This window comes from Mesorhizobium captivum (genome assembly GCF_033977165.1).
Classification (GTDB): Bacteria; Pseudomonadota; Alphaproteobacteria; order Rhizobiales; family Rhizobiaceae; genus Mesorhizobium; species Mesorhizobium captivum.
Map to the genome: position 1 here is coordinate 216200 of NZ_JAVIJB010000001.1, position 14059 is coordinate 230258.

General features: G+C 65.2%; 17 protein-coding genes. All 17 read right to left on the reverse strand.

Features of this window, described 5'->3' with window-relative positions; genetic code table 11:
- Position 1: 1 nt before the first annotated feature.
- Positions 2-1660, reverse strand: coding sequence for a flagellar basal-body MS-ring/collar protein FliF (gene fliF, locus RFM40_RS01025; protein WP_320276997.1), 1659 nt, complete (start codon positions 1658-1660; stop codon positions 2-4).
- A gap of 188 nt (positions 1661-1848) precedes the next feature.
- Positions 1849-2733, reverse strand: a complete 885-nt coding sequence (locus tag RFM40_RS01030) for a flagellin N-terminal helical domain-containing protein (protein WP_320219694.1) — start codon at positions 2731-2733, stop codon at positions 1849-1851.
- Between the two features lie 278 nt (positions 2734-3011).
- Positions 3012-3896 (reverse strand): flagellin N-terminal helical domain-containing protein, encoded by an 885-nt coding sequence (locus tag RFM40_RS01035; protein ID WP_320219695.1) that lies wholly within the window; start codon positions 3894-3896, stop codon positions 3012-3014.
- Positions 3897-4113: 217 nt separating this feature from the next.
- Entirely contained in the window at positions 4114-4845 is a 732-nt protein-coding gene (fliP, locus tag RFM40_RS01040) for a flagellar type III secretion system pore protein FliP (RefSeq protein WP_320219696.1), read from the reverse strand.
- On the reverse strand, positions 4842-5333 hold the full coding sequence (locus tag RFM40_RS01045; protein ID WP_320276998.1) for a flagellar basal body-associated FliL family protein: 492 nt from the start codon (positions 5331-5333) through the stop codon (positions 4842-4844). Before RFM40_RS01045 ends, fliP begins: the two co-directional genes overlap by 4 nt.
- A gap of 18 nt (positions 5334-5351) precedes the next feature.
- Positions 5352-6056, reverse strand: a complete 705-nt coding sequence (gene flgH / locus RFM40_RS01050; protein ID WP_320273667.1) for a flagellar basal body L-ring protein FlgH — start codon at positions 6054-6056, stop codon at positions 5352-5354.
- Positions 6053-6583: a MotE family protein gene (locus tag RFM40_RS01055; protein ID WP_320224845.1), complete on the reverse strand. Its 531-nt coding sequence runs from the start codon at positions 6581-6583 to the stop codon at positions 6053-6055. Before RFM40_RS01055 ends, flgH begins: the two co-directional genes overlap by 4 nt.
- A gap of 62 nt (positions 6584-6645) precedes the next feature.
- Complete coding sequence (locus RFM40_RS01060) at positions 6646-7887, reverse strand: flagellar basal body P-ring protein FlgI (RefSeq protein ID WP_320224846.1); 1242 nt, start codon at positions 7885-7887, stop codon at positions 6646-6648.
- On the reverse strand, positions 7884-8396 hold the full coding sequence (gene flgA / locus RFM40_RS01065) for a flagellar basal body P-ring formation chaperone FlgA (RefSeq protein WP_320224847.1): 513 nt from the start codon (positions 8394-8396) through the stop codon (positions 7884-7886). Before flgA ends, RFM40_RS01060 begins: the two co-directional genes overlap by 4 nt.
- A gap of 6 nt (positions 8397-8402) precedes the next feature.
- Positions 8403-9191, reverse strand: coding sequence for a flagellar basal-body rod protein FlgG (gene flgG, locus RFM40_RS01070; RefSeq protein WP_126087856.1), 789 nt, complete (start codon positions 9189-9191; stop codon positions 8403-8405).
- Between the two features lie 9 nt (positions 9192-9200).
- The gene (gene fliE, locus RFM40_RS01075; protein ID WP_320224848.1) at positions 9201-9530 is read right to left on the reverse strand and encodes a flagellar hook-basal body complex protein FliE; all 330 of its coding nucleotides are present in this window, start codon (positions 9528-9530) and stop codon (positions 9201-9203) included.
- Positions 9530-9946 (reverse strand): flagellar basal body rod protein FlgC, encoded by a 417-nt coding sequence (gene flgC / locus RFM40_RS01080; protein WP_320224849.1) that lies wholly within the window; start codon positions 9944-9946, stop codon positions 9530-9532. Before flgC ends, fliE begins: the two co-directional genes overlap by 1 nt.
- 2 nt (positions 9947-9948) lie before the next feature.
- Complete coding sequence (gene flgB, locus RFM40_RS01085; protein WP_320224850.1) at positions 9949-10329, reverse strand: flagellar basal body rod protein FlgB; 381 nt, start codon at positions 10327-10329, stop codon at positions 9949-9951.
- Positions 10330-10432: 103 nt separating this feature from the next.
- Positions 10433-11089: a hypothetical protein gene (locus RFM40_RS01090; RefSeq protein WP_320276999.1), complete on the reverse strand. Its 657-nt coding sequence runs from the start codon at positions 11087-11089 to the stop codon at positions 10433-10435.
- The gene (fliI, locus tag RFM40_RS01095; protein WP_320224852.1) at positions 11070-12491 is read right to left on the reverse strand and encodes a flagellar protein export ATPase FliI; all 1422 of its coding nucleotides are present in this window, start codon (positions 12489-12491) and stop codon (positions 11070-11072) included. The genes RFM40_RS01090 and fliI overlap by 20 nt, the downstream gene beginning before the upstream one ends.
- Positions 12492-12495: 4 nt before the next feature.
- A complete protein-coding gene (gene flgF, locus RFM40_RS01100; protein WP_320224853.1) occupies positions 12496-13218 on the reverse strand; it encodes a flagellar basal-body rod protein FlgF in 723 nt (240 codons plus the stop codon).
- Between the two features lie 7 nt (positions 13219-13225).
- Positions 13226-14002, reverse strand: a complete 777-nt coding sequence (locus RFM40_RS01105; protein WP_320224854.1) for a DUF1217 domain-containing protein — start codon at positions 14000-14002, stop codon at positions 13226-13228.
- Between the last annotated feature and the right edge of the window lie 57 nt (positions 14003-14059).

Consider the following 14059-nt stretch of genomic DNA (forward strand, 5'->3'; position numbering starts at 1 on the left):
CTTATGCCGCCGCTTCCGGGGCGGCAGCCCATTTGCGCAGGATCTGGGCGGTACGCTCCTCGTTGAGGTCGACCATGCGCGCCAGCCGTTCCTGCGGCGCCGGCCTGAGCTTCTGACGCAGGTCGTCGAGCGGGGTGGACCCCGAGCGGGCGTCCGGCAAGGCGCCGGCCGGCGTATCGGAGGCAATCGCGGCCACCGGCGCGTCAGGCGTCGGCAGCGAGCGCTGGACATCGTCGAAGCTCGGGCCGGCGATGGCCGCGGGCTTCGCCGACGCCGTCAGCGCGGCCGCCATCGGCCGCAGGCCGAAGAAGGCGACCAGGAACACGACGACGATGAAGGCACCGGCATTGATCATCGTGCCGGTATAAGTGCCGATCGAGGCGAGGATACCGGGCTGGTCGATCGGCTCGCCGTCGAGTCCGACGATGAACTCGACCGCCGAAACGTCGATAGCGTCGCCGCGCTTGTCGTCGAAGCCGGTCGCCGAGGCCACCATCTTCTGGATGTCGGCGACGCGCTTGGCGATCTGCTCGGGGGTGGCGTCCTTGCCGAGGATGGTCTTCAGCCGCTCTTGGTTGACGACGACGGCGATCGACATCTTGGTCACCGAATAGCCGTTGGAGACGGTGGCGATCTTCTTGGAGTTGATCTCGTAGTTGGTGATCTCTTCCTTGCGGTCGTTCTGCGAGGAGGACTGCGGCCCTTCAGTGCTGGTCGTCTGCGTCTCGGGCAGATTCTGCTCAACGCTGGTCGGCGTCGAGGCTTGTTTCTGGTTGCTGGCCTCATTGGTGCGCACCGACTGCACCGACCGCTCGACGCGGGATTCGGGATCGAAGATCGTCTCTTCGGTCTGGCGGGTGTCGGTGTTGACGTCGGCCTTGACGCTGGCGCGGAAATTGTCGGGGCCGAGATAGGGGGTGAGCGCGCGGCGGATGTTGTCGCCGATCTGCGCCTCGACCGTCTGCTCGACGCCAAGCGTGCGGGCAGCGCTGGTGTTGGAGGTGTCGTCGCCTGCGGCGAGCAGGTTGCCGTTGGCATCGAGCACGGTGACCTTGTCGGCCGACAGGCCTGGAACCGCCGCCGCGACCAGGTGGCGGATCGACTGCGCGCTCTTCTCGGCATCGACGCCGGCATAGCGGATGACCACCGAAGCGGAAGGCTGCTGCTCGTCGCGGCGGAAATTGGCGCGCTCGGACATGACGATGTGGACGCGCGCCGCCTTGACGCCGGCAATCGACTGGATTGTGCGCGCGATCTCGCCTTCCAGCGCGCGCACGCGGGTGATCTGCTGCATGAAGGAGGTGAGGCCAAGCGAGCCGACATTGTCGAACAGTTCGTAGCCGGCGTTGGCGCTGGTCGGCAGTCCCTTCTCGGCAAGCAGCATGCGCGCCTGCGCGGTGGTGCCGGCCGGCACCAGCACCGACGTCCCGTCGGCGCCGACGTCGAAGCCGATGCCGGCCTCGCCCAGCACCAGGCCGATCTGGTTCACGTCGCTGCGGTCGAGCCCGACATAGAGCGTCTCGTAGGCCGGACGGTTGAGATAGACAGAGGCGAGGCCGATCACGGCCATGACCAGCGCGGCAATGCCGCCCATGAGAGCGAGACGCCTGACGCCGAATCCCCGCAGGTTCGCGATGAGGCTCTGGATCTGTTCCGGCACGATTCAACCGCTCCCAGCATGACTGTCCGCCGGAAGACTAGACCGCGAAGCTTGTGCGAGGATGATAGTGCGTGCCGCCAAGCGCCACGCGGGACCCGGAAGGCACGAAAGCAGCCATCCGACGCGCAAGAAAAAAAGGCCGCGTTCAGACGCGGCCTTGTGATGGAAGGGTTGTCTCGGCCGAACTATCAGCTCTTGAACAGGGCCAGGATCGACTGCGAGTTGCCGTTGGCGATCGACAGCGCCTGGATGCCGAGCTGCTGCTGCACCTGGAGGGCCTGCAGGCGGGTCGATTCCTTGTTCATGTCGGCGTCGACCAGCGCGCCGACGCCCTTGTCGATCGAGTCCGAGAGGTTGGAGAGGAAGCTCTTCTGGGTGTCGATGCGCGACTTGGCGGCGCCGAGATAGGCAGCGCCGGTGGCGAGCTTGGCGAGCGCGGTTTCAACACTGGCAAGCGCGGTGTCGATATTGGCGTCGGAGACAGCAGCGGCGCTCGGGTCGAAGAAGCCCGTGGCGAGAAGGCCGCCCACGATGCCGCCGGTGCCGGCGACGTCGAGAACCTGCGTGTCGGCAGACTTGACGGTGATGGTGTCGATGGAAACCGTCGTGCCGGTGCGGTTGTATGAAGCGACGATCTGCAGGTCGGACGCGGTGGTGCCGTCGTTCCGCAGGAGATTGGAGCCTGCATAGCTGGCGTTGGTTACCGACGACTTGATCTGGTCCTGGATGGCCTTGATTTCGGTGGCGATCTTCTGCTGATTATCCTGACTGGCGCCCCGGGCAGTGACCAGCTTGGTCTTGATCGCGTCGACCTGATCCTTGATTTGGGTGATGGCGGTGTAGGCGGTGTCGACCTTGCCGGCGCCGAGGCCGAGCGCGTCCTGGACGGCCGAGAGGGCCTGGTTGTCTGACCGCATCGAGGTGGCGATCGACCAGTAAGCGGCGTTGTCGGAAGCGGTGGCGACGCGGTAACCGGTCGAGATGCGGCCCTGTGTGGTTTCAAGCGCCTTGTTGGTGGCGTTGAGGCTCTGCAGCGCGGTCAGCGCGGCGGCGTTGGTCATGATGCTTGCCAAGATACACCTCTTCTCACAGCAGACATGCCTCGCGCATGCCGGTCAACTCTCTGGCGGGCGCGTCATGCCTGTCGACCACCGGTCGGCCCGTCATAGCGATTGGTTAACCATAACTAGCGCGTCACGGTTAATGCCGCGTTAAAAGCGGGCCTTGAAACCGCGATGCGGCAGTATTTCTTAAGGGAAGAGGCGCGCCTCGGAGGGCGGTGGCGTCACAATGAAAATCGGGCCGCGCTGATGGCGCGGCCCGATCCGGATGCCTGAAGTTCGCTGGGTGATCAGCCGCGGAAGAGCGACAGGATCGACTGCGAGTTGCCGTTGGCGATCGACAGCGCCTGGATGCCGAGCTGCTGCTGGACCTGAAGGGCCTGCAGGCGGGTCGATTCCTTGTTCATGTCGGCGTCGACGAGGGAGCCGACGCCCTTGTCGATCGAGTCCGACAGGTTCGACAGGAAGCTCTTCTGGGTGTCGATACGCGACTTGGCGGCGCCGAGCGAGGCAGCGCCGGTGGACAGCTTGCCGAGCGCCGTTTCAACGGAGCCGAGCGCGGTGTCGATGGCGGTGTCGGCGACAGCGGTGGTGCTCGGGTCGAAGAAGGTCGCGGCAAGCAGGCCGCCGACGATACCGCCCGTGCCGGCGACGTCGAGGACCTGCGTGTCGGCGGACTTGACGGTGATCGTGTCGATAGTGACGGTCGCGCCGGTGCGGTTGTACGAAGCGACGATCTTCAGGTCGGAAGCCGCCGTGCCGTCATTCTGCAGCAGGTTCGAGCCGGCGAAGTTGGCGTTGGTGACCGACGACTTGATCTGCGCCTGAATGGCGTTGATTTCGGTCGCGATCTTCTGCTGGTCTTCCTTGCTGGCGCCGCGGGCGGTGACCAGCTTGGTCTTGATCAGGTCGACCTGGTCCTTGATGTCGTTGATGGCGGTGTAGGCGGTGTCGACCTTGCCGGCGCCGAGGCCGAGCGAGTCCTGGACAGCAGACAGCGCCTTGTTGTCGGACTTCATCGACGTGGCGATCGACCAGTAAGCGGCGTTGTCGCTGGCGGTGGCGACGCGGTAACCGGTCGAAATGCGGGACTGGGTGATCTCGAGCTGCTTGTTGGTGCTGTTCAAGCTCTGCAGCGCGGTCAGCGCGGCGGAATTGGTCATGATACTGGCCATGGTACTCGTACCTTGTTTTTACACGGATTTTTTTGACATACCGGCTTGTCCGGTATGACGGTGCGGCATCATGCCAATGATCGCTGAGACCCGATCACCCGCCATCTGAGGCGGACTATGCGGGCAACTTCCTACCAAACGGCTAAACTGGACGGTTAATCGAAAATATATCGCGCGAAATTCGAGCGATGCATTTGCCGTGTCGCCGGCGAGGCGGTCAGGTAAAGGACCGCACCAGGCTGCCAACCAGAAGGTTCCAGCCGTCGATGAGCACGAAAAACAGGATCTTGAACGGCAGGGAGACCACCGTCGGCGGCAGCATCATCATGCCCATGGCCATGGTGACGGTGGCAACGATGAGGTCGATGACGAGGAACGGCAGCACGATCAGGAAGCCGATCTCGAAGCCGCGCCTGATCTCCGAGATCATGAAGGCGGGCACCAGGATGCGCAGATCGACGGTCTCGCGCGAGACGGTCTGGCCGCGCTCGCGGGCGAGATCGGCAAAGAGGTCGAAATCCTTGTCGCGCACATTGTGCAGCATGAAGCCGCGGAACGGATCCGAGATCTTCTCGAAGGCCTCGGTCTGGGTGATCTGGTTGTCCATCAGCGGCTTGACGCCGGTGTTCCAGGCCTGGTCGAAGGTCGGCGCCATGACATAGAAGGTCATGAACAGCGACAGCGAGATCAGGATCAGGTTGGCGGGCGTCGACTGCAGGCCGATGCCGGCGCGCAGGATCGAGAAGGCGATGACGAAGCGGGTGAAGCTCGTCACCATGATCAGCAGGCCCGGGGCCACCGAAAGCACGGTGAGCAGGCCGAACATCTGGATGAGGTAGCCGACCGTGGTGCCGTCGGCCTTGCCGATGCCGCCGAGATCGAGCTGCTGGGCCGCGGCGACAGAGGTGGTGACGACGATGAGCGCCGTGGCGATGAGGAACTTTCTCATTCGAGCAGCATCGTCCTGATGAGTACCTGTTTGACGTGGCCGCCGCTGCGCAGCGCCGCTCGTTCGTCGAGATCGGCCTTGAGATGCTGGTAGCCGCTGGCGCCTTCGATCTGATGCATCTTCAACGTGCGCACGTATGCGAGAAGGTCCTGCTGGATCTGCTCGGTCATTTCCGGCGGCTGCGGCGCGTCGTAGAGCACCGATGCCTCGAGCCTTATCCAGACTTCGCTCGGCGAAGCGAGATTGGTGGTGATCGGCGCCAGCTGGACCACCGTCGGTCCGGGAGCCGCTTTGTCGGCCTCGGTCTTCTCGGCGGTGCCCGCGTTCTCCGGCGCGGCAGGTACCGGCGCCGGCGCCTCTCCCTGCTTGAGATAGCCGCCGGAAACCCAGCCCATGCCGACGGCCGCGCCAGTCATGACGAGAAGCGCGGCGAGCTGGATCACCAGGGAAGGTCCCTTCTTGGGCTGTGCCTGCTCGACATTTGCCACGACAGCCGGTCTCCCGTCCTAGAAAGGAAGAACCTGGTCGAGGATCTGCTGGCCGTAGGCTGGCTGCTGGACCTCGCTCACACGGCCGCGGCCGCCATAGGAAATGCGCGCCTCGGCGATACGCTCGTAGGGGATCGTGTTCTCGGCGCCGATGTCGGAGGGACGCACCATGCCGGCGATGGTGAGCACCCGAAGCTCGTAATTGACGCGCACCTCTTGCGAGCCCCTTATCATCAGATTGCCGTTGGGCAGCACCTCGGTGACGACGGCGGCGACATTGAGCTCGAGATTCTCCGAGCGCTTGATCTCGCCGTCGGCGTTGGTCTCGGTGCTGGAGCTCAAGCCCGCATCGCCCTTGCCGCTGGTGCTCTTGCCGTCCCAACCGAGCGTGACGTCGTAGCCGAGTTTGCGCGCGGCGGTGCGGCTGCGGTCGTTCTGGTTCTTGAAATTGGCCTTGTCGTTGAGCTTGATGTTGACGGTCAGGATGTCGCCTTCCTGCAGCGCTCGCGGGTCGGTGAAGAGCCTGCTCTGGCGGTCGTCCCACAGCGAGAATTTCTTCACGGGAGCGGCCGGCGGCTCCGGATAGCTGTAGGGCGCACCCCCGCCATTGCCGATGCCGGAGCCGACCGGCGACAGCGCAGGCTCCCGGCCGACCTCCTTGAGATCGGTGCCGCAGCCGGACAGACCGACAGCCGCGACAAGGACGAGCAATTTCAACTTCATGACGGATCAACCCTTCGCGCCGCGCTGGCCATGATGCCGGTGAGCGCAGCCGCCGCCTTCTGGTCCATCTCGTTGAGAATGACGCCGGCCTTGCGCGAATCGAGCTTCATCAGGATGGCGGCCGCGAGCTCGGCATTGACCATCGCCAGGCGCTCGGCCGCGGCGTCGGGCTTCATGCCGGCATAGATCTTGACCACGCTGTCCTCGGCGCGCGCCAGGAACACTTCGCGGCGCTTCAGCCATTCTTCGTATTCGGTCCGCTTTGCCTCCAGAGCTTTCATGCGCTCGTCGATGCCGGCCTGGAGCTGCTTCAACTCCTCGGCCTGCAGGGCATAACGGCGGTCGCGCGCGGCGTCGGCGATGTTGGAGCAGAAACGCTGGATCTCGCTTTCGTCCGGCGCCTTTTCGCGCGTGAGCTGCGCGGGCTGAGCCGGCGCCTGTCCGCCGGGCAGCACCTGGCGGACCTCTTCCGCGCGGGCGGCGGCGCTTACCAGGGTAACGATCGCGGCAGCGGCGACGAGGCACATTCCAGGATGAAGTCTCGGGCGACGATGCGGTTTTGAAGAGAAAAGCTCGATCATCGGCGTGCCTATTGGAGAACCAGGTCGGCCTGCAAGGAGCCGGCCGACTTGATGCCTTGCAGGATGGCGATGATGCCGTCGGGCTTCACGCCGAGACGATTGAGGCCAGAGACAAGCGTTTCGAGATCGGGACCGTCGAGCAAGGCGACGCGCGCGTCGGGTCGCGTGGCCTCGATTGCGGTGAAGGGCTCGACCGCAGTCTCGCCTCTGGAGAAGGGCTCCGGCTGGACCACTTTCGGCGCCTCGGTGATGCGAACGGTGAGCGTGCCGTGGCTGATCGCGACGCGCGAGATCTTGACGTTGTTGCCGATGACGATGGTGCCGGTGCGCTCGTCGATGACGACGCGGGCCGGCGTATCCGACTCGACGACCAGGTTCTCTATCTCGGCGTAGAAGCGCGCGGCGGAGACGCTCTTCGGCCGCCTGATCTGCACGGTGCGGGCGTCGCGCTCGGCCGCGACACGCATGCCGAAGCGCTGCGAGGTGTAGTCGTTGACGGCGTCGGCGATGCGGATGGCGGTCGAGAAATCCGGATTGCGCAATTGCAGCGTCAGCACGCCCTGGTCGTCGAACTCGGCGGGCACTGGGCGCTCGACGATGGCGCCGTTCGGCACGCGGCCGGCGGTGGGCACGCCTTGCGTCAGCTCCTCGGCCTGGCCCTTGGCGGTGAAACCGCCGACGATCACCGAGCCTTGCCCGACGGCGTAGATCTCGCCGTCCGCCGCCTTGAGCGGCGTCATCACCAGCGTGCCGCCGGCGAGCGAGGTGGCATCGCCCATCGAGGAGACGTCGATGTCGATGCGCGCGCCCGACTGGACGAAAGGCGGCATGTTGGCGGTGACGATGACGGCGGCGACGTTCTTGGCGCGCGCGCTGCCGCCCTCGGTGGCGATGCCGAGATTCTCCAGCATGGCGCGGATCGACTGTTCGGTGAAGGGCGAGTTGCGCAGGCTGTCGCCGGTTCCGGCCAGGCCGATGACGAGGCCGTAGCCGACTAGCTGATTGTCGCGCGCGCTCTGCAGCTGGGCAATGTCCTTGATGCGCGCCGCGACCTGGCCCGGCGGCAGCGTGCTCGGTCCCGTCGAAACACGAAACATGCGCGTGGTGGTGGCGGGATCGTATTCAGGATCGTCGTAGACGCCGCCATTTTTTTGCGCAAGTTCGCGCTTGGCCTTGGGCGTGAGTCCATCGGCCAGTGCCGGCTGAAGGCTGATGGCGGCGCTCAGCAGAAGTGCAAAGGCGCGCATCACGATGCGCCGACCTTGATGGTGCCGTCGGCCATCACCGTGCCGGAGATGATCTTGCCGCTGTCGATGTTGCGGATCTTGATCTGGTCGCCGGCGGCGCCCGGCTGCAAGGTGACGCCGGCGGCCGAAATGGTGAGCGCGCCGGCGGTGAAATAGACCTGAACGGAGGCTCCTTGTTCGACCAGCCAGGCCTCGCGGATGGCGGCTACCGGGATGTAGCGGCCGGGCAGCAGCGTGCGCTTGGCGACCTTGCCTTGCAGTTCCTCGGAGCGCGTCGCCATGCCGTCCGGCTTATGTCTGCCCGGCACAAGGGTCACCTGCTTCAGCGCCGCAAGCTCGATGGCCTCGCCGGGGTAGATGACACGGTTGGGGATCAGCACGGCCTCGCCGACCGGCTGATTGGCGGCGATCTGATTGGCCGATTCCTGCGCAAGCGCCGGCATGCCGACGGCCACCAGCGCAAGGGCCAGCACGGCGCGGCGGAAAGCAGGGCAGGAGGCCGGCATAGCCATTATCCGTTACCTGATGTTCTTGGAGACCACCGAGGCCATGTCGTCGGCGGCCTGGATGACCTTGGAGTTCATTTCATAGGCGCGCTGCGCCGAGATCAGCTCGGTGATTTCCTTGACCGGATCGACGTTGGAGGATTCCAGATAGCCCTGCTCGATCGTGGCAAAGCCGGGATCGCCTGGAACGCCGACATTGGCCGGACCGGAAGCCGCCGTCTCCTGGAACAGATTGTCGCCGAGCGGCGCCAGGCCCGCTTCATTGGCGAAGTTGGCGATCTGGAGCTGGCCGAGAAGCTGCAGGTCGGTCTGGCCGTCGATGCGGGCAAAGACCTGGCCGGTCTTGTTGACGATGACCTCGACCGCGTCGGTCGGCACGGTGATCGCCGGAACGACGTTGGCGCCGTCGACGGTGACCAACTGCCCGGTGGCATTGGTGTTGAAGGCGCCGGCGCGGGAATAGAGCGTGCTGCCGTCGGCGCCCTCGATCTGGAACCAGCCCCGGCCGGTCAGCGCCAGGTCGAAGCTGTTGCCGGTGCTGGTCAGTTCGCCCTGCGTGTGGACGTTGCGCACGGCCGTCGTCTTGACGCCGAGGCCGATCGAGACGCCCTCGGGCACCAGCGAGGTGTTCGAGCGGTTGGGCACCCCTTGAGTGCGATCGACCTGATAGAGCAGGTCGGAGAATTCGGCCCGCGCACGCTTGTAGCCGGTGGTGTTGATGTTGGCGATGTTGTTGGCGATGACTTCCAGGTTGGTCTGCTGGGCGTTCATGCCGGTCGCGGCGATGGCAAGAGCTTTCATGACGCGGTCCTAGATATTCATGCGACTGATTTCGAGGTAGGCCGAGACGACCTTGTCGCGGATGGCGATGGTCGTCTGCAGGGCCTGCTGGGCGCTCAGCACCGCATCGACAACCTGACGGGTGTCGGCATCGCCCTTGAGCGCCTGGATCGACATCTGCTCGGCGCCCTGCAGCGTGTTGACGGTCTTGGTCGCCGCGTGGCTGAGGACCTCGGCGAAGCTGCTGCCAACGCTTTCGCTCGCCTGTGTCCCGATACCGCCCTGAAGCAGGCCCGGCGAGCCGGCTTCCGCGCCGTCGATTGCCGATTTGAACTGTAGTGCCCCGATACCGCCGATCATTACTGGTTCCTCATCAGGTCGATGGTCATGGAAATCAAATCGCGGGCCTGCTTGATGACCTGCAGGTTGGCCTCGTAGGAGCGGTTCGCCTCGCTCATGTCGGCCATTTCGACCAGCACGTTGACGTTGGGCATCTTGACGTAGCCTTTGTCGTCGGCGGCTTCGTTGCCGGGCTGGAACTCGATCGGGAAGTCGGACGGATCGCGCGCGATCGAGCTCACTTCGACCAGCGAGCCACCAGACGCGCGGTCGAGCTCGGATTGAAAGGTGATCGTCTTTCGCCGGTAGGGATCGGCGCCGGGCGTATTGCCCGTCGATTGCGCGTTGGCGAGGTTCTCCGACACCACGCGCAGGCGCTCCGACTGGGCGCCAAGGCCGGATGCCGCGACTTTGAGGGCTGCGGTCAGCGCGTCCATGGTCAGCTCTTCACCACCATGGTCATCATCGAATGGAAGGCCTTGACGATCGCCGTGTTGAGCTCGAAGGAACGGCGCACTTCGCCGGCCTTCATCAACTCGTCCTCGAGCACCACCGTGTTCTTCGACGGCATGATCGAGCCGGTGCCCTCCTCCGGCTTGACGTTGAAGCCGGCATTGGTCGCCTCCGCGCCGAGATGGCCGGCCTCGGTGGCCTTCAACGTCACCGCTGTGCGGTCGAGAACCTTTTCGAACGGCTCGACATCGTTTGCCGTGTAGCCCGGCGTGTTGGCGTTGGCGATGTTGGAGGCGATCGCCGACTGGCGCACGGCCAGCCATTGCGATTGCCGGGTGGCGAGGTCAAAGAGGTTGACGGGTTCCATGGGACTCTCCGGGCGAGTACGCACAAGACTAGGCCGCCAGTCTTGCGCGGACCTTGCGCGGGACGAGCCCGCGGGCCGCAAAGCGCCATCACCTGGGGCGCCTTCACCTGGAAAGCTCGAGCACCTTGTTGGCGTCCGTGACGATGACCCATTTGCCGCCGCACTGCTCGATCGAGGAGACGCGGCTGGAATCGGGCAGGACCGAGCCGCGCTGGACGATCCACAGGCCTGTATCGTCCTCGATCATGGCGCGGCCGTTGGCGACATGCACCATCTTGAATCCCGATACGGCGGGGAAGGGCTGCTCGCCGGGCGCCGGCGCGGGTTCGTCCTGCACCGTTCCGGTGGCAAGCAGGTCGATATCAGCATTGGGAACGTCCTTCGCCGTCAGCGGTCCGCTGCGTTCGGCTGCAACCCCGCCGCCCGTGCGACCGGAATTGCTGCCGCTGCCGCCGAATTTGATGGCCTGCACGCCGAACTGCTCCTGGTTGAAGAAAATGTACCAGGGAAACAGCGCGCAGATCAGCCCGAGCGTGATGCCGAGCGCTGCGATGACGAAATCGCTGCGCCGGTCCGCTTTCCTGTTGGCCAGGCGCGGGAATTCGGCTCGCGGCGGCTGCGGCCACTCCACCTTCTTCGGGAATAGGCCGTTGATGAGCGAGTCGCGGCTGGCGTCGGCCTCCTCGGCGGCCTTGGCCTCTGCGATCATCTCGCGCAGCATGCGCTCGGTGTGCTGAAGATCAGTCTCCTTGGTCGCCATTCTGCTTCCCCTTGAGATGGCGGGCGAGATCGGCGAACGGATCGGCCGACGCGCGGTCCTTCGGCGACTGCGTGAGCGCCTCGTAGATCAGCGGCACCTGGAGCACGGCGATGTCAAGCTCGGCATCGGCGCCGCCCTGATAGGCGCCGAGCAGGCGGATGTCGCGCGTGTCCTCGAAGCGCGCGATCATCGACTTCAGTCTGGTCACCAGCATGCGTTGCTCCGCGCTCCAGGCCTTGTCGGCGAGACGCGAGATCGACGACAGCGGATTGACCGGCGGATAGCGGCCCTGCTCGGCGATCGCGCGGTCGAGCACGACATGGCCGTCGAGGATGCCGCGCACCGAATCGGCGACCGGATCGTTGTGGTCGTCGCCGTCGACCAGCACCGAGATGATGGCTGTGATCGAGCCCCTGCCTTTAACCCCGGGGCCCTCGGCGCCCGGTCCGGCCCTTTCGAGCAGCTTCGGCAGGTCGGTGAAGACCGATGCCGGGTAGCCGCGCGCGACCGGCGGCTCGCCGGTTCCCGTCGCCACCTCGCGCAGCGCGTGGGCGAAGCGGGTGATCGAATCCAGCACCAGAAGCACGCGATGGCCCTGGTCGCGGAAATGCTCGGCCACGCACATGGCGGTGTCGGGCGCGCGCCGTCGCATCATGGCGCTCTCGTCGCTGGTGGCGACGACGGCAACGGTCTTGGCCATGCTTTCGGCGCCGATCGTGTCCTCGAGGAATTCGCGCACCTCGCGGCCGCGTTCGCCGATCAGCGCGACGACGACAGTGTCGAAGGCCTCGGCGCCGGCGAGCATGGCAAGCAGCGTCGACTTGCCGACGCCGGAGCCGGCGAAGATGCCGAGCCGCTGGCCGAAGCAGAGCGGCGTGAAGATGTCGATCACCCGCACGCCGGTCAGGAAGCTCGTGCCGACCCGCTGGCGCGACATGGCGCCAGGCGTCAATGCGTGCGCGCTATCGGCGGCGTTGGGCCTGGCCAGCGGCGGGCCGCCGTCGATGACGCGGGTCAAGGCGTCTATCGCGCGTCCGCGCCAGGAAGCGTGCGGCGCGACTGCGAGCGGACCGCGCCGGAACACGGCGTCGCCGATGCCGGCATCGGCGCTGCGCTCGAACGGCGCCACCACCACCTCGTCGCGGCCTATCCTGACGATCTCGCCGCGGCGCGTGCCGGCCTTGCCGCGCTGCTCGACGATGTCGCCGAGCCTGGCGATGTCGGAGAGGCCGCCCACCTTATAGTGGGTGGGCGAGACCTCGACGACGTGGCCGCCGCGGCTGAGCACATTTTGCGGATTGTCGAACCGCCGCCAGACGCGTTCGAGAGCGGCCAGCCGATCCGTCGGGCCGGCTTCGGCAAGCCTCTCTGGCGCGCGCAGCAGGGACGAGCCGGTCGCCATGCCGCTACTTCGAACCGAGCGTCTTGATGGCGTCGTCGGTGGAGGAAGCGCTCTGCCGGATCAGCGCCGCCGTGTTCTCGAAGGCGCGCTGCACCTGGATCAGCCGGGTCATCTCCAGCACCGGATTGACGTTGGACTCTTCCAGAAACCCTTGCGCGACACCGACGTCGGAACGGTCGGTGACCGGCTCCGGGGCGCGCGCGGGCACGATGCCCGAATTGCTGTAACGGACGAAATTCTCGCCGGGGTCGAAATCGTAGAGGCCGATGGCGCCGACAAGCTGGTCGTTCTGGCGGAGCGAGCCGTCAGCGCCGGCCTTGGGCGGGCCGTTGCGCGGATCGAGCTGGATCGGCGCGCCGCCGCCGTCCAGCACCGGATAGCCTTCGATCGACATCAGCTCGCCGTTCTCGTTCATGGAGAAGCGGCCGTCGCGGGTCATCACCGTTCCTGCCGGCGTCTCGATGGCGAACCAGGCGTCGCCTTGTATGGCGAAATCGAAAGGATTGCCGGTTTCGGTCATCGAGCCGTGGGCGGTGGAAAGATAGGTCTTGCCGGAGGACGCGAAGGAGACCGACTTCGGCCCGGTGCCGGAGACCACGTCCTCGAATTTCACGCCGGTGGCGCGAAAGCCGATGGTCGAGGCGTTGGCGACATTGTCGGCGATGGTGTCGAGGCGCCGCTCGAGCGCAATCTGCGAGGAGAGGGCGACATAGAGACTGTCCTGCATGGGGTTCTCAGAATTTCAGCTTCTGCATGGCCATCATCAGATCGGTCGAGATACCGATCGTGGTCGGTTGTGCGAAGAGCACGCTGACCGACGTCACGGCACTGGAGGTTGGGTTATTGATCTCCCACAGGCTGGTGAAGCGGGTCAGGAACTTGTTCAACTTGTCGGGGTCCTTGAAGTCGGCGATATCGAGCTTCTGCTCGAACGCCTGCGCCTGCTTGTCGATATCGGCGGAGGCGAAGGCGTCGGGCAGGCCGAGTGCGGTGCGGACCACGTTCGAAAGCGCGGTGTCGGCGAGCACGTCATACCAGTTGGTGATGTCCGGCGCCTTGCGCTGGAAATAGAGCGCCAGCCGCACGCCCTGATTGGTCTCGCCGGCATTCTCCTCCAGCGTCTGGCGCATGTATTTGTCGACGGCGCCTTGCTGGGCGGAAGGAAACAGCGTGGCGGTCGAGCCGTAGGCCGCGAAGTTGAAAGCCTTCACGAAGTCGGCGTAGCGCTTGTCGCTCAGCTTGTTGGCGAAGCTGTCGGAGTCGGACACGCCTTCCTTGAGCGCCTTGACCATGAAGGCCTTGGCATAGGCCATGTCCTCCAGCCCGTACGCCTTCATGGCGTAGTTGAAGAGCCGTGTGTTTTTGACGAAATCGTCGATGGTTTTGACGTTGCCGATATTGGCCAAATAGTAGTCGGTCTCGCGCTTCACGACGGGCTGCGACTCGACCTGGTCGATCGCCTTGGGGATGTCCCTGGCGATGAGCTGGTAGCTCGTATAGGTGTTCAACATAGGCGCCTCCGGCCGAAGCTATCCAGGAATGATAGCGAAGCTTCCTTGTGCGAAGCT

Excerpts from the sequence above, each read along its gene's own strand:
- RFM40_RS01035 (WP_320219695.1), bottom strand. The coding sequence starts at position 3,896 with ATGGCCAGTATCATGACCAATTCCGCCGCGCTGACCGCGCTGCAGAGC.
- fliP (WP_320219696.1), bottom strand. The coding sequence starts at position 4,845 with ATGAGAAAGTTCCTCATCGCCACGGCGCTCATCGTCGTCACCACCTCT.
- flgH (WP_320273667.1), bottom strand. The coding sequence starts at position 6,056 with ATGAAGTTGAAATTGCTCGTCCTTGTCGCGGCTGTCGGTCTGTCCGGC.
- RFM40_RS01055 (WP_320224845.1), bottom strand. The coding sequence starts at position 6,583 with ATGTGCCTCGTCGCCGCTGCCGCGATCGTTACCCTGGTAAGCGCCGCC.
- flgA (WP_320224847.1), bottom strand. The coding sequence starts at position 8,396 with ATGGCTATGCCGGCCTCCTGCCCTGCTTTCCGCCGCGCCGTGCTGGCC.
- flgG (WP_126087856.1), bottom strand. The coding sequence starts at position 9,191 with ATGAAAGCTCTTGCCATCGCCGCGACCGGCATGAACGCCCAGCAGACC.
- fliE (WP_320224848.1), bottom strand. The coding sequence starts at position 9,530 with ATGATCGGCGGTATCGGGGCACTACAGTTCAAATCGGCAATCGACGGC.
- flgC (WP_320224849.1), bottom strand. The coding sequence starts at position 9,946 with ATGGACGCGCTGACCGCAGCCCTCAAAGTCGCGGCATCCGGCCTTGGC.
- flgB (WP_320224850.1), bottom strand. The coding sequence starts at position 10,329 with ATGGAACCCGTCAACCTCTTTGACCTCGCCACCCGGCAATCGCAATGG.
- RFM40_RS01090 (WP_320276999.1), bottom strand. The coding sequence starts at position 11,089 with ATGGCGACCAAGGAGACTGATCTTCAGCACACCGAGCGCATGCTGCGC.
- fliI (WP_320224852.1), bottom strand. The coding sequence starts at position 12,491 with ATGGCGACCGGCTCGTCCCTGCTGCGCGCGCCAGAGAGGCTTGCCGAA.
- flgF (WP_320224853.1), bottom strand. The coding sequence starts at position 13,218 with ATGCAGGACAGTCTCTATGTCGCCCTCTCCTCGCAGATTGCGCTCGAG.
- RFM40_RS01105 (WP_320224854.1), bottom strand. The coding sequence starts at position 14,002 with ATGTTGAACACCTATACGAGCTACCAGCTCATCGCCAGGGACATCCCC.